19 protein-coding genes are annotated in these 18202 nt (G+C 65.4%); 8 read left to right on the plus strand and 11 right to left on the minus strand.

From position 1 onward, the window contains the following. Positions 1–55: 55 nt before the first annotated feature. From FJV83_RS16485 to FJV83_RS16500, 4 genes are all read right to left on the minus strand, one after another. Complete coding sequence (locus FJV83_RS16485; RefSeq protein ID WP_095773437.1) at positions 56–868, minus strand: class I SAM-dependent methyltransferase; 813 nt, start codon at positions 866–868, stop codon at positions 56–58. An 82-nt stretch (positions 869–950) separates the two neighbouring features. Continuing rightward, on the minus strand, positions 951–1355 hold the full coding sequence (locus tag FJV83_RS16490; protein ID WP_095788484.1) for a GFA family protein: 405 nt from the start codon (positions 1353–1355) through the stop codon (positions 951–953). A gap of 76 nt (positions 1356–1431) precedes the next feature. Next, the gene (locus FJV83_RS16495) at positions 1432–2385 is read right to left on the minus strand and encodes a cation diffusion facilitator family transporter (protein WP_142885793.1); all 954 of its coding nucleotides are present in this window, start codon (positions 2383–2385) and stop codon (positions 1432–1434) included. A 126-nt stretch (positions 2386–2511) separates the two neighbouring features. Next, positions 2512–3321: a transglutaminase family protein gene (locus FJV83_RS16500; RefSeq protein ID WP_142885792.1), complete on the minus strand. Its 810-nt coding sequence runs from the start codon at positions 3319–3321 to the stop codon at positions 2512–2514. A 213-nt stretch (positions 3322–3534) separates the two neighbouring features. Between FJV83_RS16500 and FJV83_RS37545 the strand changes: the two genes are divergently transcribed. Continuing rightward, positions 3535–3660: a hypothetical protein gene (locus tag FJV83_RS37545; RefSeq protein WP_013891842.1), complete on the plus strand. Its 126-nt coding sequence runs from the start codon at positions 3535–3537 to the stop codon at positions 3658–3660. A 201-nt stretch (positions 3661–3861) separates the two neighbouring features. Then, the gene (gene sugE / locus FJV83_RS16510) at positions 3862–4176 is read left to right on the plus strand and encodes a quaternary ammonium compound efflux SMR transporter SugE (RefSeq protein WP_127278272.1); all 315 of its coding nucleotides are present in this window, start codon (positions 3862–3864) and stop codon (positions 4174–4176) included. A 114-nt stretch (positions 4177–4290) separates the two neighbouring features. On the opposite strand, the gene FJV83_RS16515 is transcribed toward sugE, so the two are convergent. Beyond that, positions 4291–4719: a DUF6481 family protein gene (locus tag FJV83_RS16515; RefSeq protein ID WP_027047610.1), complete on the minus strand. Its 429-nt coding sequence runs from the start codon at positions 4717–4719 to the stop codon at positions 4291–4293. 221 nt (positions 4720–4940) lie between these two features. Here FJV83_RS16515 and FJV83_RS16520 point away from each other — a divergent pair, with 221 nt between their 5' ends. The 5 genes from FJV83_RS16520 (at position 4941) to FJV83_RS16540 (ending at position 10043) form a co-directional block, all read left to right on the plus strand. Continuing rightward, on the plus strand, positions 4941–6002 hold the full coding sequence (locus tag FJV83_RS16520; RefSeq protein ID WP_142885791.1) for an LLM class flavin-dependent oxidoreductase: 1062 nt from the start codon (positions 4941–4943) through the stop codon (positions 6000–6002). A 90-nt stretch (positions 6003–6092) separates the two neighbouring features. Further along, complete coding sequence (locus tag FJV83_RS16525; RefSeq protein WP_142885911.1) at positions 6093–7262, plus strand: AI-2E family transporter; 1170 nt, start codon at positions 6093–6095, stop codon at positions 7260–7262. Between the two features lie 71 nt (positions 7263–7333). Then, positions 7334–8170, plus strand: a complete 837-nt coding sequence (locus FJV83_RS16530) for an arylamine N-acetyltransferase (RefSeq protein WP_142885790.1) — start codon at positions 7334–7336, stop codon at positions 8168–8170. Further along, entirely contained in the window at positions 8167–9168 is a 1002-nt protein-coding gene (locus FJV83_RS16535) for an LLM class flavin-dependent oxidoreductase (protein ID WP_142885789.1), read from the plus strand. Before FJV83_RS16530 ends, FJV83_RS16535 begins: the two co-directional genes overlap by 4 nt. An 80-nt stretch (positions 9169–9248) precedes the next feature. Next, the gene (locus tag FJV83_RS16540) at positions 9249–10043 is read left to right on the plus strand and encodes an inositol monophosphatase family protein (RefSeq protein ID WP_095788479.1); all 795 of its coding nucleotides are present in this window, start codon (positions 9249–9251) and stop codon (positions 10041–10043) included. Positions 10044–10076: 33 nt separating this feature from the next. Here the strand turns inward: FJV83_RS16540 and FJV83_RS16545 are convergent, their stop codons facing one another. From FJV83_RS16545 to FJV83_RS16570, 6 genes are read right to left on the minus strand one after another with little or no spacing between them, the layout of a single operon-like run. Then, on the minus strand, positions 10077–10538 hold the full coding sequence (locus tag FJV83_RS16545) for a MarR family transcriptional regulator (RefSeq protein ID WP_095788478.1): 462 nt from the start codon (positions 10536–10538) through the stop codon (positions 10077–10079). Continuing rightward, positions 10535–11119: an amino acid synthesis family protein gene (locus FJV83_RS16550; RefSeq protein ID WP_095793936.1), complete on the minus strand. Its 585-nt coding sequence runs from the start codon at positions 11117–11119 to the stop codon at positions 10535–10537. Before FJV83_RS16550 ends, FJV83_RS16545 begins: the two co-directional genes overlap by 4 nt. Further along, positions 11112–11996, minus strand: a complete 885-nt coding sequence (locus FJV83_RS16555; protein WP_142885788.1) for a UPF0280 family protein — start codon at positions 11994–11996, stop codon at positions 11112–11114. The genes FJV83_RS16550 and FJV83_RS16555 overlap by 8 nt, the downstream gene beginning before the upstream one ends. A gap of 2 nt (positions 11997–11998) precedes the next feature. After that, positions 11999–13537, minus strand: coding sequence for a 6-hydroxynicotinate reductase (locus FJV83_RS16560; protein WP_095788477.1), 1539 nt, complete (start codon positions 13535–13537; stop codon positions 11999–12001). Continuing rightward, on the minus strand, positions 13534–16362 hold the full coding sequence (locus FJV83_RS16565) for a molybdopterin-dependent oxidoreductase (protein ID WP_142885910.1): 2829 nt from the start codon (positions 16360–16362) through the stop codon (positions 13534–13536). The genes FJV83_RS16560 and FJV83_RS16565 overlap by 4 nt, the downstream gene beginning before the upstream one ends. 17 nt (positions 16363–16379) lie before the next feature. Next, positions 16380–17243 carry a xanthine dehydrogenase family protein subunit M gene (locus FJV83_RS16570; protein WP_095773233.1) on the minus strand — a complete coding sequence of 288 codons (864 nt, stop codon included), beginning with the start codon at positions 17241–17243 and terminating at the stop codon, positions 16380–16382. A 297-nt stretch (positions 17244–17540) separates the two neighbouring features. Between FJV83_RS16570 and pncA the strand changes: the two genes are divergently transcribed. Then, the gene (pncA, locus tag FJV83_RS16575) at positions 17541–18155 is read left to right on the plus strand and encodes a bifunctional nicotinamidase/pyrazinamidase (RefSeq protein WP_095773232.1); all 615 of its coding nucleotides are present in this window, start codon (positions 17541–17543) and stop codon (positions 18153–18155) included. Positions 18156–18202 lie beyond the last annotated feature (47 nt).

Below are 18202 nucleotides of genomic sequence, written 5' to 3' on the forward strand. Positions count from 1 at the left end.
AGAGCGGGTTGCCGTTTCCGTGAAACGGTGAACTGCTCTAGCCGGCAATTCCGGCCTAGGCCATGGCCACGATGACGTGCGCCTGGATTTTGGCGGCAACCGCGCCGCTGCCATGTCTGGCCGCAATCGCGGATGCGGCGTAATCCGTTGCGGCGTCCAGTTTCCCGGGATCCCTGGCCTCGATTTCGGTGCGAAGCACCGTTCCCTGGCAATAGGCCACGGCCGGCAGGCGCGGCGAGGGGGCGCGGCTTTGTTCAGCCCTCGTTTCGATCGCCACACCGGAAAAGCCGGCCTCTTCCAGCTCGCCGCGGATCAGCGCCGTATCGTGGTAGCCATGCGGCGTGCGGGCGAGAAAGCGCGGCGGATCGTTCGCAAACATCCTGGCCAGTGCATTGGTCACATCATCGGCGAAGACATTCTCCTCGATGCGATCCCAAACGTTGAACAGGAAATGCCCGCCGGGTTTCAGCACCCGCCTGGCCTCGCGGTAGGCGGATGGGCGGCTGGGAAAGAACATCGCGCCGAACTGGCAGCAAACGAGATCGAAGGCCGCGTCCTCGAACGGAAGCGCCATGGCATCGGCCTGGCGCCATTGGATGCGACCGTCGCGAGCCTGTCGCGAAGCGGCGTAGTCGAGCATCGGCTGGTTGAGGTCGGTCACGACATAGGTTGCGTCAGGGGACAGTTTTGGCGCCAAGGCGCGGGTGACGACCCCGGTGCCCGCGGCGACTTCCAGGACGGCTTTGGGCGAAAAGGACGCTGCCCGCCGTGCAAGGTCCGCGGCGAATGGCTCGAAAATCAACGGCACCATATAGCGGTCGTAGTTTTCCGGGATCGAGCCGGCGAACAGTTTGTCCGTTTCCAACATCGCTATTACCCGCCGCTTGATGGTGAGCGAGGCTAGCACAGAATTGCTTGTCCTGGGGCGGCTTTCGACTGGGAGCGCGGGGCTATTGCTCCTCCACGATGCTCATGCCTTCGAATTCGGGAAGCCAGTGCAGGGCCGACCGGTGCCATTTCTGTTGTGTCGGCACCAGATCCTCGCGTTGCCGCGCGGTGCCCGCCCTGATTCCATAGACCTTCGGGCCGTCGCCAACCGAAGTCGCGAAAAGATGCGAACCGCAGTCGCCACAAAAGGCCTGGGCGCGCTTGGCGCCGCTCGATCCGGTCTTGATATAGAGTTTTGGCGTGCCCCTGGTGATCCGGTAGTGATCCTCGGGCGCGGGAACAGTGACGCGAAAAGCCGTGCCGGTCAGCTGCTGGCAGTCCGTGCAATGGCAGATCGAGGTCTTCGCCGGGTCGACCTCCGCCTCATAGGTGATGGCGCCGCAATGGCACCCGCCGTCGATCTTCATGGTCGTTCCTCCGAAATCCGTCGCCTGATCTTAGCAAGGCAATGCGACGGGGCAACGGTGCAGCGCTGGTCCAGGACTAGTTCGATGCCGTTTCGATCAGCTTGCGCCGCTGCTCCCAGGTGCCCGTGGTCTGCGGCTTGACGAACAGCCGCGTGATCTCCGGCATCTCCTTCTTCAGCCGTGCCTCGATGCGCTCGACACAGGCTTCGATTTCCGGCGCTGCCAGATGGTCCTCGAATTCGATGCTGAGCCCGGCAACGATCTCTTGCGGTCCCATATGGACGGTCAGGACGCCGTTCGCGCGCTGCACCGCCGGATCCTGCTGCACGATCGCCAGCACCTTTTTTTGCACTTCGGGCGACGCCGGTTCGCCGATCAGCAGCCCCTTGCTTTCGCGGGCGAGGAAAATCGCCGTGGCGCCGAGAATGAGCGCGATGCCGATCGAGGCGACGCCGTCGAGTTCCGGCATCTCCAGCAACTCCGCCGCCAATATGCCGGCAAAGGCGACGATCAGGCCGACAAGCGCCGCGCTGTCCTCGAACAGCACGGTATAGACGCTCGGGTCCTTGCTCGACTGCAGGGCCTGCAGCCAACTCTGTTTGCCTTTCTCTCGGCGGAATTCCTTCAGCGCCACCAGCCAGGTGCTGCCCTCGAACAGGAAGGACAAGCCGAGAACGACATAGTTCACCTTGACGTTGGCGACAGGCTCCGGCGCCATGATGTGGATGATGCCCTCGTAGAACGACACGCCGGCGCCCAGCGCGAAGACCAGGAGGGCAACGATGAAGCTCCAGAAAAAGAGTTCGCGGCCATGCCCAAGCGGATGCGTGCGGTCGGCCGGGCGCGCGGCACGGTGCATGCCGTAGAGCAGCAGGCCGCCATTGCCGGTATCGACCAGCGAATGCACACCTTCCGACAGCATCGCCGAGCTGCCGGTGAAGAAGGCGGCGGCGAATTTGGTCAGCGCGATCGCCAGATTGCCGGCAAGCGCCGCATAGATGACCATTTTGGAGCCGCCGTGACCGGCCATGCGGTTTGGTCCTCGTTCAACGTGCCCCAGTCTAACGGCCGGACGGCCGCAGCTCCACCATAACGCGCCAACTGCCGGGTCGTTCAAGACGCGATTTGTTTGGGACCGGCCGGCGGGAGACCGCGACTATTCGACGATCTCGTCGGTCCACACCTTGAAGCCGGCCAGTGTCCCCGGTCCGAAAATATGGGTTAGCGGCACATCCGCGGCGTCGCGCCCGGAAGCGATCAGGATACGGCCGATGCGCGGCGCATTGTTGCGCGGGTCGAAGACATGCCAGCGGCCGCCGAGATAGACTTCCATCCAGGCGGCGAAATCCATGCTCGACCACGGCTTCGGCATACCGATATCGCTGATGTAGCCGGTGCAGTAGCGCGTCGGGATGTTGAGCGCCCGGCAGAAGGTGACGGCAAGATGCGCGAAATCGCGGCACACGCCGCTCTGTTCCCGATAGGCTTCCGCAGCGGTGCGCGTCGGCCGCGCATTGCCGTAGTTGAAGACGATGTGGTTGTGGACGAAATCGCACACCGCCTGCACGCGCGGAATGCCGAGCGGCGTATGGCCGAACAGCCGCCAGGCTTCGTTGGCCAACAGGTCGCTCTCGCAAAACCGGCTGGGCAGCAGGAACAGCAGCGTCTCGGCCGGCAGGTCGCGCACCTCGTGCTGCCAGGCCATCAGCTCGCCCATCTCGAATGTGCCGGTGTCGCGGATCACCGCATCCGTACCGAAGGTGAATCGACCGGGCGGCGCGACGAAGCGATTGCACCAATTGCCGAAACTGTCGCGATAACCCTCAACCGGAACTGGCGGGCTGGAGGTCAGGAAATCCGGCCGCTCGAGGTCGGAGGCGCGGGAATAGTGGATATTGAGCATCGCGATGAGCGGCGTCTCCTGCGGGAAGTCGAAACTCATCGCGCAGCCGATGTGGATCCGCATTGTCGTCCTGACCGGCCTGCCCGACGATCACCCGGGCGAAGGCGCGGGTCGATGCTGCAGTGCGAAAACGAGAATGGCACGGACGGCCATGGTTTACGAGAAAATTAGAAACCGGTTGAAAGCAGTCGGCCGGCGGTTGCGACAGACACTGCCCACTTGCAGCAAAGCGTTTCTCTTGTTTCACTTCGCTCCCCGCAACTGGAGGAACGAATCATGGCTAAAGGTGCGATGAAGGCAGGCAAGGAAGCCCGCAAGCCGAAGAAGGATGCCAAGAAGCCGGCACCCGCTCCCGCCCTGAAGGCGCCGCCGGTCAAGGCGATGCGCATCAAGGAAAAGTAGGCCTCGGCAAGTCAGGCACGCAAATCCCACCGGCGGCGTCAGACAATGCCGCCGGGTTGATCGGGCGTTTGGGCAGCCTATATCGACGGTGCGGGGACGACCCCGCGCCTCCCCAACAATACGGTCGGGACGACCCGCCATAATGATCGGTATCTGAGGATCGGATCCTGTCTCCGGCCCGGTGCCGGATGGAGCGTTCCGATGTCCTGGACTTTTCTGTTTTTCGCTGGCCTCTTCGAAATCGGCTGGGCGATCGGCCTCAAATACACCGACGGATTTACCAGGCTGGTTCCGACCGTGCTCACGGTCGCCTCGATGATCGTCAGTCTCACCTTGCTTGGCCTGGCGCTGAAGGCGCTTCCCGTCGGCACCGCCTATGCGGTGTGGACCGGTATCGGCACGGTCGGCACGGCCCTGCTCGGCATCTGGCTGCTCGGCGAGCCCGCCACCGCGATCCGCCTCGGCTGCATCGCGCTGATCGTTTGCGGCATCATGGGGCTGAAATTCGCGGCCTGAAAGCGGCGTGGGACAGCGATATGCGTCCAACAAGAAAAAGCACCGCACAAACACCTTCAGGGCCGCTGCAAGACGACCCTGATTCAATGTTCGAGCTTGGCTGCGCCGAAGCTGCTAGCGGGCGGAAAAGCCCGGAGGAGCCCTGCCGGTCCGTGCCTTGCGCGCCGCATAGCGCGCGTCGCGCTTGGCCTTGCGCTCGGCCTCGTCGGCGAGCAGGCGGGCAATGCGCTCGGTCTCTTCGGCTTCCCGAATTTTGGCCTCGGCCTGGGCTGCCTCTTCGGCGGCGATGCGTGCCGCTTCGGCTGCTGCCTCGCGCTCGGCCTTCTCCGCGGCTTCGCGTGCCAGCTTTTCCTGCTTCAGCCTTGCCTTCTCGGCTTCGCGGATCTCACGAGCCTGGAGGATTGCCTTGCGTTCGGCCTGTCGCGCCAGCACCGCAGGATCATCTGCCGCCGGCTTTGACTTGAAGCGCTCCAGAAGCGCCTTCTTTGCCTCGTTCGCGGCGTTGCGCCGCTCGAAAATGTCTTTTTCCCTGTAGATAGCCAAGTCCACTTCCCTGAAGTCAATTCGCGAGGCTTACATACGCGCGAATGCCGAGAGTTCAAGCGCCAAAACGGTATGCCAGCCATGAAATTCCGTGATGTTGCCGTCGGCAGACGCCTTTTGCCGCCCAAACCGACATGCACTGTTCACCGTCCACGCCTCTGGCGGCAAGACAGTTCGCTCGCTACGTCTAGCTGCAAAACCCAACGCCAGGATGACATCAAATGGAACTCGGTCTCTACACTTTCGCCGACGTCAGCCCGCAGCCCGGCCCGGGCGCCATCGGGCCGCATGAGCGCTTGCGCAACCTGATCGAGGAGGTCGAACTCGCCGACCAGGTCGGTCTCGACGTCTTCGGTCTCGGCGAGCATCACCGGCCCGATTATGCCGCCTCCGCGCCGGTCGTGGCGCTCGCCGCTGCCGCCGAGCGCTCGAAGCGCATCAAGCTGACCAGCGCGGTCACGGTATTGTCCTCCGACGATCCGGTGCGCGTCTTCCAGCAGTTCGCCACGCTCGATCTTCTCTCGGGCGGCCGTGCCGAGATCATGGCCGGGCGCGGTTCGTTCATCGAATCCTTCCCGCTGTTCGGCTACAATCTGGAAGACTATGACGAGCTCTTTGCGGAAAAGCTGGATCTGCTGCTCGCCATCCGTGACAGCGTCAAGGTCACCTGGTCCGGCAATCTGCGTGCGCCGATCAACGATCGCGGCGTCTATCCCCGGCCCTTCCAGGACAGGCTGCCGGTCTGGATCGCGATTGGTGGGACGCCGCAGTCCGCCGCCCGCGCGGGCGCGCTCGGCCTGCCGCTGGCGCTTGCCATCATCGGCGGCGAGCCGGCGCGCTTCGCGCCACTGTTCGACCTCTACCGCGAGGCCGCCAGGCGCGCCGGCAGCGACCCGGCGGGTCTCGCCACCAGCATCAACGTGCACGGCTTCATCGCCGACACCACCGAACAGGCGGCCGACGATTTCTACGGCCCGCAGGCCGAGGTGATGAACCGCATCGGCCGCGAGCGTGGCTGGGGCCCGACATCGCGGGCGCATTTCGACCAGTCGCGTGGTCCCGACGGCGCCATGTTCGTCGGCAGTCCAGAGCAGGTGGCCGAGAAGATCGTCGCCCAGCACAGGATCTTCAACAATGACCGCTTCCTGCTGCAGATGGCGATCGGCACCATGCCGCATGCCAAGATCATGAAGGCGATCGAACTCTACGGCACCAAAGTGGCGCCGATCGTGCGCAAGGAAACGGCGAAGTCCGCGGCGGCGGTGGCCGCGCCCGTCGCATAAAGGGCCTTGCCGGCTAAAGGAACCTTGCTGGCGCGCCGGCGTTTTTCGTCAACGGACTGCACCAGTTGCGGTGCCCGCTGAGGGTGCATGATGAAAACCGAACCCGCCGCTACGGGCGCAGGCGTTGCCGAAAGCCCGGATCCGCGCGTCGAAGCCCGCGCGGATACCCATCTGATGCGCTCGCTGCTGGTCGGCATCTTCATCTTCATGACCGTTTATGCGCTCTATTTCGGTCGTGCCTTCTTCATGCCGGTCATGCTCGCTTTCCTGCTGGCGCTGACATTGACGCCGATCGTGCGGCTGCTGCGCAAGCGCGGCATTCCCGAAGCGGTTTCGGCGACGCTCCTGGTGCTTTTGTCCATCTGCGTGTTCGCCAGCGCCGGCTATTTGCTCTCAGGTCCTGTCATCGATCTCCTCAACAACACCTCGTCGATCGGCCAGCAACTCACCGAGCGGCTGGCGCAATTGCGGCGTCCGCTGGAAAGGATCATGCAGGTCTCGCATCAGATCGAGCAGATGACCGAAACCTCGCAGGAGCCTGGCGTCCAGAAGGTGGCCGTCGCCCAGTCCGGTATCCTGTCGTCGGCCGCCAGCAACATCCTGGCGGCGGGTACAAGCCTCACCATCATCTTCGTGCTGTCGCTGTTCCTGCTCGCCTCGGGCACGATGTTCTACGAGAAGATCATCCAGTCCTTCGCCAGCCTCACCGAGAAGAAGCGGGCGCTGCGCGTCGTCTATGACGTCGAGCACGAAATCTCGCACTATCTGCTCACCGTCACCATCATCAATGCGGGTCTCGGCACCGTCATCGGCCTTGGCCTGTGGGCTCTCGGCATGCCCAACCCGCTGGTCTGGGGTGTCGCCGCCGCATTGTTCAACTTCCTGCCCTATGTCGGCGCGCTGCTGACCATCGTGCTGGTGGCGGTGATGGCGCTGATCAGCTTCGACACCATCTCCTACGCGCTTCTGGCGCCGGCCTTCGTGCTTTTGTGCGATGTCGTCGAAGGCCAGTTCGTGACACCGATGGTGGTCGGCAGGCGCCTGGAAATCAACGCGGTGGCGATCTTCATCGCCATTGCCTTCTGGTCGTGGCTGTGGGGTTTCGTCGGCGCATTGATGGCGGTGCCGCTGCTGGTCGTCATCAAGGTGTTCTGCGACCATTTCGAAGGGCTTGGCCATGTCGGCAATTTCCTCGCCGCGCAGCAAACCGCCGTGGTCGACGACGAACCCGTCGAGGAGAACGGCAAGGCGGCGGCATAGAAGGCGGACGCCGTTTGCCGCGGCGGTATCGAATGCCTATATCCGGCCGATCAACGTCCGGTGCCTTCCCTATGAGCGATGCTCCTGCCTTCGACCTCGACGCCTATCTCGCGCGCATCGGTTACGCCGGTCCGCGCGACACGTCGCTGGATACGCTGAGGGCGCTGCATTTCGCGCATCCGCAGGCGATCCCCTTCGAGAACATCGATCCGTTTCTTGGCCGCCCGGTCCGGCTCGACCTCGCCGCGCTGCAGGACAAGATCGTCCTTGGCGGGCGTGGTGGTTATTGCTTCGAGCACAACCTCCTCTTCATGCATGCGCTGCGGGCGCTTGGTTTCGACGTCGGCGGCCTGGCCGCGCGCGTGCTCTGGGGCCAGAGCGAGGACGCCATCACCGCGCGCAGCCACATGCTTTTGCGCGTCGAGCTCGATGGCCGTACCTACATCGCCGATGTCGGCTTCGGCGGCCTGACCCTGACCGCGCCGCTGCTGCTGGATCCCGGCCCGGAACAGAAAACCCCGCATGAGCCATTCCGCATCGTCGAGGCCGGCGATCATTTCCGCCTGCAGGCCGCCATCGGCGGCGACTGGCGCCCGCTCTACCGCTTCGACCTGCAGCCGCAATACGAGGTCGACTATTCCGTCACCAATCACTTCCTGTCGACCAGCCCGACATCGCATTTCCTCTCCTCCGTCATTGCGGCGCGCGCCGCGCCGGATCGGCGTTACGCGCTGCGGGGAAACCGCCTGTCGATCCATCACCTTGGCGGCCGCACCGAGCAGACGGAGATGGCCACCGCCGCCGAACTCGCCGACACGCTGCAAGGCCTGCTCGGCATCATCATTCCCGACCGCGCTGCTTTCGAGGCCAAAGTGCGTGAGACGAAGATCGTGGAGACCACCGCATGACCGAATTGTCCGTTCTCGACCTGTCGCCGATCGTCGAAGGCAGCGATGCCTCGCAGTCGCTTGCCAACTCGCTCGATCTCGCCCGCCATGCCGAGCGGCTGGGCTACAAGCGCTACTGGCTGGCCGAGCACCACAACATGCCGGGCATTGCGAGCGCCGCCACATCCGTGGTCATCGCCCATGTAGCCGGCGGCACCAAAACCATCCGAGTCGGTGCCGGCGGCATCATGCTGCCCAACCATGCGCCGCTGGTGATCGCCGAGCAATTCGGCACGCTGGCCGCTCTGTTTCCCGGCCGCATCGATCTCGGCCTCGGCCGGGCGCCCGGCACCGACATGAACACCGCGCGCGCCTTGCGCCGCAACCTCGAGGCCGGCGCCGACAACTTCCCGCAGGACGTGGTCGAACTGATGGGCTATTTCCTGCCGGCGGAGGAAGGCCAGCGCCTCAGGGCCGTGCCGGGCGAGGGCCAGACCGTTCCGATCTGGATTCTCGGCTCCAGCCTCTACGGCGCGCAGCTCGCCGCCATGCTCGGCCTGCCCTACGCCTTCGCCTCGCATTTCGCGCCGGCCGAGCTCGATCATGCGCTGGACATCTACCGCTCGCGCTTCCAGCCGTCCGAACAGCTCGACAGGCCGCATGTGATGCTCGGCCTCAACGTCTTTGCCGCGCCCACCGATGCCGAGGCGCGGCTGCTGTTCACCTCGCTGCAGCAGGCCTTCGTCAATCTGCGCACCGGCCGTCCCGGACGGTTGCCGCCACCGGTCGAGAACTATGACCGCGATCTCGACCCGATGGCCAAGACCATGCTCGGCCAGGCGCTGTCCTGCGCCGTCGTCGGTTCTCCCGAAACAGTGCGCCAAGGCATCGATGCCTTCGTGCGCCGCACCGGCGCCGACGAGCTGATGGTCACCGCGCAGATCTTCGATCACGCGGCGCGGGTGCGGTCGTTCGAGATCCTGGCTGACGCTCACAAATCGCTGTCGCAAGCAGCCTGACATTTATCCGCCAGGTGCTTTTGCCGGCGGCGATGCTCTGCTAAGTGGCGGGCGCATCCCCAGCAAGAGCGAGCCTTCCCGTGACCCATGATCTTGACGCCCGCACGCAGTTTGCCATCGATCTGGCGCGGCGGGCCGGCGAACGCGGGCTCGAATATTTCCGCGATCTGGAAAGCCTGACCATCGAGAGCAAGGGCCATCAGGACCTGGTCTCGCAGGCCGACCGCGAGGTCGAGCTGTTCATACGTGCGGCGATCGCCAAGGACTATCCGCAGGACGGCATCGTCGGCGAGGAACACGCTTCTGTCGCCGGCTCGAGCGGCTATGCCTGGGTCGTCGATCCCATCGACGGCACCGCCAATTTCGTGCGCGGCATTCCGGCCTGGTGCGTGGTGATCGCTTGCGCAAGGGACGGGGAGACGATCGTCGGCGTCATCCACGAACCGTCGACCGGGGAGACGTTCCATGGCAGGCGCGGCGGCGGCGCCTTCATCAACGGCAGGCCGATCAAGGCAAGTGCCGCGACCAGCCTGGAAGAAGGCTCGGTGGGGACCGGATTCTCGAACCGGGCCGAGGCCGAGAACATCGCCGTGCTGATCAAGAAGATCCTCGCCGAAGGCGGTGTCTTCTTCCGCAACGCGTCCGGCGCCCTGATGCTGGCCTATGTGGCCTCGGGCCGGCTGCTTGGCTATGTCGAGGAACACATGAACGCCTGGGACTGCCTGGCCGGCATGTTGCTGATCGAGGAGGCCGGCGGCACCGTCCTGCAGGCGGATCCCAAGACGGTGCTGCAGAGCGGCACGCAGGTCATCACCGGCGGAAAGGGCGTCTTTTCGAAGCTGCAGGAATTGTGCAGGGAAGCGTTCACGCTCTGATCGCCATTTGATGCGATGGATCGTCGCGGCACCCTACGCCAGCTTGGCCAGCAGCTTCATGAAGGTGGCGATCTCCTTGGCCGAGAGCGGCGCCAGCGTTTCCCTGGTGATCTCGCGCGCCAGCGGGATCAGGCGTTCGATGGCGTCGCGGCCTTCGGCGGTCAGATTGACCAGCAGCCGCCTTTTGTCGCCCTCATGCTTGGAGAGTTCGACCAGGCCGCGCGCCTTCAACCGGTCGATCACGCCCTTCACGGTCGCCGCATCCATGGCGATCAGCGTGCCAAGCTGGTTCTGCGAGGTCTCGCCGACATCGCGCAGCTTGGCCAGCGCCGCGAATTGCGGCGGCGTCAGGTCGCCGATATGCGCGGCGAAGATCGAGACATGGCGCTGGTGCGCCTTGCGCAGGATGAAGCCGACCTGCTCCTGCAGCAGGTAATCCTGCTCCTCGGGTTCTTCGACCTCGACCAGCTTGAGCAGATTGTCCTCGCCGCTCACCGCAGCCCGTCCCAGGCCTTGATGCCGTCGGCCGCCAGGCCGCCCATGCGGTTGTGGATGCGCGGGCCACAGGTCATGGCGAGGCAGAACAGGATCTCGTCGGGACGCGGCCCGTCGCTGATGCCGACTTCCATGGCGTCGAAATGGCTGCGCACATAGGCGGCGTTGATGTGGCCGAGCGGCACGTCGAGCTTTGAGCCGAAGGCGCCGACTTTCTTGGCCGACGGCACGATCGCCTTGGCGTCGCCAAGCCGCTCGCGCATGGCGTAGCCGCCCGGCACGTGCCAGAGCGCGCCGTGCTCCAGCTCGCCCGCCGTGCCGACAATGGCACCCTTGCCGTAGCCGTCGATCTGTTTGACGTCGCCGCCCAATGCGGCGATCAGCCTGTCGGAAAGCAGCAGGCCGAGAGGCTTCAGATCGTCCATGGCGCTCTGCAGATCCTCGACATAGCGCCCTGCGAACGGGTTCCTGACCACAGCCATGGCCGCGGCACGCCGGCGCGGCACGTCCGCGACCGGACCGCCCTCATGAAATATCTCTTCGCTCAGCACTGCGATCTTGCGGATCGGAAACTCAGGCATGGGCAACTTCCTCCCTCGGATTTTTGTTGGGTGCGGCAAGCGCCACGGAACCACTGATGCGGGCCTCACCGCCAAGAAACAGCGCCGATCCGGCAATCAGGCCGCGCCGGCGAAAATCTTCGGCGACGGCAAGGCCATTGTCCAGCGCCCGCGCCACCTCGCCAGGCGCAAGCGTGCCGACGCCTTGCGTCACCAGCCGCGCGCCGAGGTCGCTGTCGGGCGACAGTTCACATGCGGGAATGCGCTGGATGGCGGGATTGCCGGGCAGGTCCACCGCATTGGCAATGAGCGTCGCCGCCGCATCGGCCTCGGCACCGGTCCGCGCCAGCACGGTGACGGCGTCGGCAATGCCAAGTGAGAAGGAACGGCCGCGCCAGCCGCTGGTGGCGACGCCGCGAACGCCATCCTCCGCGCGGATCGTGATCCGGTCGGCCATGCCGTTGCCGGTGCCGGCGACCGCCAGGCCGATCGACCGGCCCGTGCCGAGGTGGAGGGCGCTGTCGCCGCCATTGTTGACATAGGCGCGCTCGAGCCTGCGGCCGGCAAGCAATGCGGCGAGCATTTCGTCGGCTACCGATCCTGCGACGGCGGCCATCGGCGTTATGAAACATTCCGCGAGCGGCATGACGGCCGCGTCCATGCGGCGCGCCGTCGGACCGTTGAAGGCCCGCGGCGCCAGGAAAAATGCCGGGAGCCGCAATTCGGGAAGCTCCCTGACCAGCTCGATCAGGACCGTCTGGAAGCGCGCGACGGCTTGCTCATAGGCCAGGCGGCATTCCTGCGCCTCGCCAAAGGCCTCGACGATCAGATCGATCGGCCCATGGTTGAGATGCAGCCGCTTGCCGTCCTGCAGCCAATGCGCCTGCGGGCCGTCCATCGTCAGGCTCCGTTCGATGCGGCGCGCCGCAGCTGCGCCAGCGGCGGCCATGGATTGTCGGACGGCGCACCCGTGCCGTGGCGCGGGTTGAGGTATTCGCCGCCCTTGGCGACGATATCCTCGACACTGCGGATCTCGGCCTCGTAGCCGCCAAGCCTGACATAGTCGTCACGGCGCAAGGTGAACTCGATCGGCGCCACCAGCGCCGGCGTCGGCACATAGCCGAAGGCACCTTCCGGCACCCGGGTGACATCGACCATCAGCGTGATGCCGCCGCCCGGCCAGACATAGACCGGCGCGCCGCCGACCGTCACGTAAGTCTTCAGGCCTTGCACCGAGCGGGTGAGATTGACCGGGTTTTCGGTGACGCCGGCGCGCAGCGAGCCGCCGGCACCGCCGATGAACAGCACGGTGCACAGCGCCGGCTCGCAATTGTCCTCGATCAGATTGACCGACTTCTGCAACCGCTCCGGAAACGGCTTCCCGACCGGCTTCAATTCGTCGTCGAGCTCGTAATAGGCGAACTGCTCGCCGGTGGTCGAAACCATCAACAGCGACAGGCCCGGCCGCGCGCCCTTCTTGGCGTTCCATTCGCCGAGGATCGACAGCGGGTCGGAAATCGAGGTGCCGCCCCAGCCGAGGCCGGGCTCGGAGACCTTGAAATAGCGGCCCGGCGTCGAACGGCGTCCGATGATTTTGATGCCCGTATCCTGCCAGCCCAGCACCTTGCCGGCCTGGTGCTCGGAGACGACGCCGGTGATGTGGTCGTCGACCACCACCACCTCGTCGACCAGCCCGCGCCATTGCGTGGCGAACATGCCGATGGTGGCCGAGCCGCAGCCGACGCGCATGCGGTGTTCCTGCTTGCCGTCGATGACAGGCGGTTTGCCGGCTTCGACGATGATGGTGGCGCCGCCGTCGATGGTCAGTTCCACCGGCTTGCGGTTGCACAGATTGAGCAGCGCGTCGCAGGTTGCCCGGCCTTCCGCCTTGGAGCCGCCGGTCAGATGATGCACGCCGCCCAGCGACAGCATCTGCGAACCATATTCGCCCGTCGTGACATGGCCGATCGCCTCGCCTTGCGAGCGCACGACTGCCGTTTCGGGTCCGATATGACGGTCGGTGTCGATCTTCACCTTGACGCCGCAATACGAAAAAATGCCTTCGGTGACGACGGTGACGAGATCGACGCCTTCGACTTGCTGGCTGACGATGAACGGCGCCGGCTTATAGTCGGGATAGGTGGTGCCCGCGCCGATTGCCGTGACGAAGCGGCGGCCGGTGTTGACCAGTTCGCCGTCCCACGCCTCGCCTTCGGCGACGAAGGGCACGATTGTCCCGCCGGTCTCGGCAGCATGGTCGAGAATGGTCAGCGGGTCCATGCGCACGATCCGGCCGCCGGCATTGCCGTAGCGGTCGCAGGCGCCGGTGCGACCATCGGCTATGTAGCACATGACCGGGCAGGCATCGCAGCGGATCTTCTCCGCCACCAGCTTCTCGCCGGGATCATGGGTCTCAAAACGCTCGGCAAGCTCACTCATGCGCGTGCCTCCTTTTCGCGGATGCCATCTTTTTCACGGATGCCAGCGCGGATGCGCGTCGGCGTCGCCGGAACCTTGGTGACCAGCACGCCGGTGGCATGGCGGATGGCGTTGAGGATCGCGGGTGCCGTCGGGATCAGCACATGCTCGCCCAGGCCCTTGGCGCCGAACGGCCCTTCGGGATCGGGAACCTCGACCAGGATGGTTTCGATCGGCGGCACGTCGCCGATGGTCGGGATGAGATAGTCGTGCAGATTCTCGGTGCGGCCGGGAATGTACTCTTCCATCAGCGCCATGCCGATGCCTTGCGCGATGCCGCCCTCGATCTGGCCCTCGGCCAGCAGCGGGTTGATCGCCTTGCCGACATCATGCGCGGCGGTGACCTTGATCAGCTTGACCGTGCCGAGCTTGAGATCGACCTCCAGTTCGGCGATCTGCGCGCCATAGCCATAGACGGCATAGGGCTTGCCCTGGCCCTTGGCATCGAGCGGCAGTGTCGGCGGGTCGTAGGTCTCCTCGGCGCGGAAGACGAAGCCGTCGGCATCCATGTCGAGCGAGGCGAGATCGATGCGGCGCGCGGCTTCGCCTTCGCGGATGACGATCGCCGCACCGTCCAGTTGCAGGCTTGCCTTCCCGGAGACATTGGCAAAGCGCAGGATCTTTTCCCGCAGGGCCCGCCCGGCCTTCTCGGCGGCCTTGCCGGTCACGAAAGTCTGGCGCGAGGCAGAGGTCTTGCCTGCGTCGGGGCTGATTGCCGTATCGGCGCTTTTCAGCCGGAACCTTTCCAGCGGCAGGCCAAGCGCGTCGGCACAGATCTGCGCGATGACGGTGTTGGAACCCTGGCCGATGTCGACGGCGCCCTGGTGCAGGATGACGGTGCCGTCAGCCGCGATGCCGACCCGGATGGTCGACGGATTGGGCAGCGAGGTGTTGCCGCAGCCATACCAGCAGGACGCCACGCCGACGCCGCGCTTTTTATCGCCATTGGCATTGTTGAAAGCTTCCGCGTCGGCTTCCGCCCGCGCCCAATGTGGCCGCAAGGCCTCGAGACATTCGGCAATGCCGACGCCGGATTCCAGCTTCTGGCCGGTGACTGTTTCGGATCCGTTCCGAAGGCAGTTTCTCAGGCGGAAATCGAGGCGGTCGATGCCGAGCTTGCCGGCCAGCTCATCGTAAAGCGTCTCCTGCATGATCGTCGCCTGCGGCACGCCGAAGCCGCGGAAGGCGCCGGAGATCGGGCCATGGGTGTGGATGGCGCGGCCCTCGGCGCGGTAGTTCGGCGTCGCGTAGGGGCCGGAAGCATGCACCGGCACGCGGTTGGCGACGGTCGGCCCCCAGCTGGCATAGGCGCCGGTGTTGAAATCGCCTGAAAAGATCATGCCGGTGACATGGCCGTCGGCATCGGCGCCGATGGTCGCCTTCATCTCTGCGGGGTGGCGCTTGGTGGTCGACATCATCGATTCGTTGCGCGTGTAGGCCAAGGCGGCCGGACGCCCGGTCTTCAGCGCCACGAGGCCGATCAGCGGCTGCAGCGAAACGTCGAGTTTCGAGCCGAAGCCGCCGCCGGTCGCGGTCGGCACGATGCGCACCTTGTCGACAGCCAGGCCAAGCACCTTCGCCGTGTCGTCGCGGTCCATATAGGGCGCCTGGGTGCAGGCGACGACGACCAGCGTGTCGGCGTCCATATAGGCATGGCCGGCCTCGGGCTCGATATAGGCGTGCTCGACATAGGAGGTGTCGATCGCACCGGTCACGGTCACAGCGGCGCCGGCAAGCGCCGCCTCGGGATCGCCGCGCTCGACGAAGCCGGAGGTCAAGAGGTTCGAAGGGCGGTTCCGATGGATCAGCGCAGCACCCTCAGCCTGTGCTTCGCTGGGCTGCAGGACATGCGGCAGCTCGGTCCAGCGGATTGGGAAATCCGACAGGTCCAGATCGAAAATTGCCTCGCGCTCGCCGGCGACCAGCGCCACCGCCTCGCCGCGAAGCCGCGCAAACCCTTCGGCGAGCGCCGGCTGGTCGGCAAACGGGCCGATGACGCCGAAACAGTTCTTGCCCGGAATGTCGGCCGCCGTGAAGACACCAACGATGCCGGGGGTCTTCCTTGCCCAGCCGTCGAGGTCGCCAAAGGCGAAGCCGGCGTGATAATGCGGCGAGCGGACCACCAGCACAGCAAGCGCATCGGCCGGGAAGGAATCGCCGCCGAATTTCTCGGCCCCGGTCACCTTTGGCACACCGTCCAGCCTGACGGGCGACGCGCCGATCGCATGGCCGGACTGGGGCAGGCGGAAATCGAGGCTTGCCACTTGCGAGGAGGCGTCCATCACCGCCGCGATGATCTTCCGGTAGCCGGTGCAGCGGCACAGAATCCCGCCCAGCGCATCCTGCACCTCGATTTCGGTTGGTCTCGGCGTCGTGTCCAACAGTGCTGTCGCCGCCACCAGCAGCGCCGGCGTGCAGATGCCGCATTGTGCCGCGCCATGGGCCAGGAAAGAAGCCTGCAGCGCTGACAACAGGCCGTTGGCCAGCCCCTCGACCGTCGTCACCGATGCGCCCGCGGCCGAAGCCGCCGGCATCAGGCAGGCGCAGACGGGATCGCCGTCGACCAGCACCGTGCAGGCGCCGCAATCGCCGGCATCGCAGCCGACCTTGGTGCCGGTGAGCCGCAATTCGTCGCGCAGGACCTGGGACAGCCGGCGCAGCGGCGGCACGTTGACCGAGACGGCGGCGCCATTGACCGCGAAGGCGATGTCGGCGCGCTCGAGGCCGGGCTGGACTATGCCCAAATCCGGCCGACCTTCATCCACTTCGGGCAGAACCTGGTTCATGTCAGGCTGAGCTTGTCTCATGCCGCCGCCACCATATGATCGTTCATCGGCCCAGCGGCCGTCAGCACGGCCCGGGCAACAATCTCGCGCACCGCGTCGAGCCTGTACTCGGCGCTGCCGCGCACATCGGCGATCGGCGACAGTTCCGTTATCGGCGCGGACTGGATGGCGCCGGCGAGCCCGCCATCCCCAGGCAATCCGAGCAACGCCGCCTCGACGCCGGCAAGCCGCCTGGCGACAGCCGAGCAGGACCCGACGGCAATGGCCGCTTCGGCAACCCTGCCGTTCGCCACGACCAGGCGCGCCGCTACCATGGCGATGGAGATGACGAGGTAGCGCCGCGCGCCGAGCTTGACGAAAGCCGATGCACCGGCGGCGGCCAGCTTCGGCACGCGAATGGCGGTCACCATTTCGCCAGGCCGCAGGGCCGTGCGGCGATTGCCGAGAATGAAATCCGGCAAGGGCAGATGCCGCGTCGCTCTCGCCGAGCGCAGTTCGACCTCGGCATCGAGCGCGAGCAGGCCCGGCACGCCATCGGCGGCCGGCGAGGCGTTGCAGAGATTGCCGGCCACCGAGGCGACGTTCTGGATCTGCGGCGAACCGACCTCGCGCGCGGCCTGTTTCAGCGCATCGAAAGCCGGCGGCAAGGGGTGACGGATGAGGTCGGTCCAGGTCGTGCGCGCGCCGATGACAAAGTGGTCATCCGTCTCGGCAATACCGCGCAAAGCAGCGAGGCCATTGATGTCGAGGACATTGTCGCGGAACGGCTTCGCGCCCTGCGCCGGATAGAAATCCGTGCCGCCGGCAAGAATGCGCCAGGCGCCCTCGCCAAGCAAAGCGAGCGCCTCGTCGACCGTGGTGGGTTTCGCGTAACGGATCACGCTTTGCCTTCCCAGAGAGTGGGCCTTCCCCGAAAAGGCCCTCCCAGGGCGTTTACCCCAGGCATGATCTTGCCGGTCCGCAAACCGGAAATTCATTCGTATGCAAATGATATCAAGCCGGTGGAAATTGTCAAAGCCAGAGTTTGGGCCGCCGTGCTTGCCAGGGTGCATGCAACGAGATTGTTACGCCTTCGGAGGTTGACGCGGCCGGCCATCTGGTCAAGTTTCTGCCTCCGGTCGCGTCAGCGGCACCTTTCCACTGGAGCCTGAGCCCAACGCAGAGAAGAAGGAGGCCCAATGGCCGACCAAGCGCTTGTTGTGATCGACCTGCAGAACGACTTTTGCCCGGGCGGCGCGTTGGCCGTGACCGGCGGCGACGAGATCGTGCCGCTGGTCAATGACATGATCCGGCACGCCGACCATGTCGTGCTGACGCAGGACTGGCATCCCGCCGGGCATTCGAGCTTCGCCTCCAGCCATCCGGGCGCGCAGCCCTTCACCATGATCGAAATGCCCTACGGCCAGCAGACGCTGTGGCCGGATCATTGCATCCAGGGCAGCCTCGGCTCGGACTTCCATTCCGGCCTTGCCTGGACCAAGGCCGAACTCGTCATCCGCAAGGGGTTTCGCCCGGCAATCGACAGCTATTCGGCCTTTTTCGAGAACGACCACACGACGCCGACCGGCCTCGGAGGCTACCTCAAGGAGCGCGGTATCGACACCGTCACCCTGGTCGGGCTGGCGACGGATTTCTGCGTCGGCTTTTCGGCGCTGGATGCCGTCAGCCAGGGTTTCAAGACCACCGTCCGGCTTGACGCCTGCCGCGGCATCGATCTCAATGGCTCGCTCGATGCCATGCTGCGGCGCATGCGCGATGCCGGCGTGACGCTCGAAGACCATTTGTCGGACTGAACGGAAGGTGGGGCGGCAGGGGAAGTTATCGCGGATCGGTGCAGGCG

It is taken from the genome of Mesorhizobium sp. WSM4307 (genome assembly GCF_007003945.1).
Lineage (GTDB): Bacteria > Pseudomonadota > Alphaproteobacteria > Rhizobiales > Rhizobiaceae > Mesorhizobium.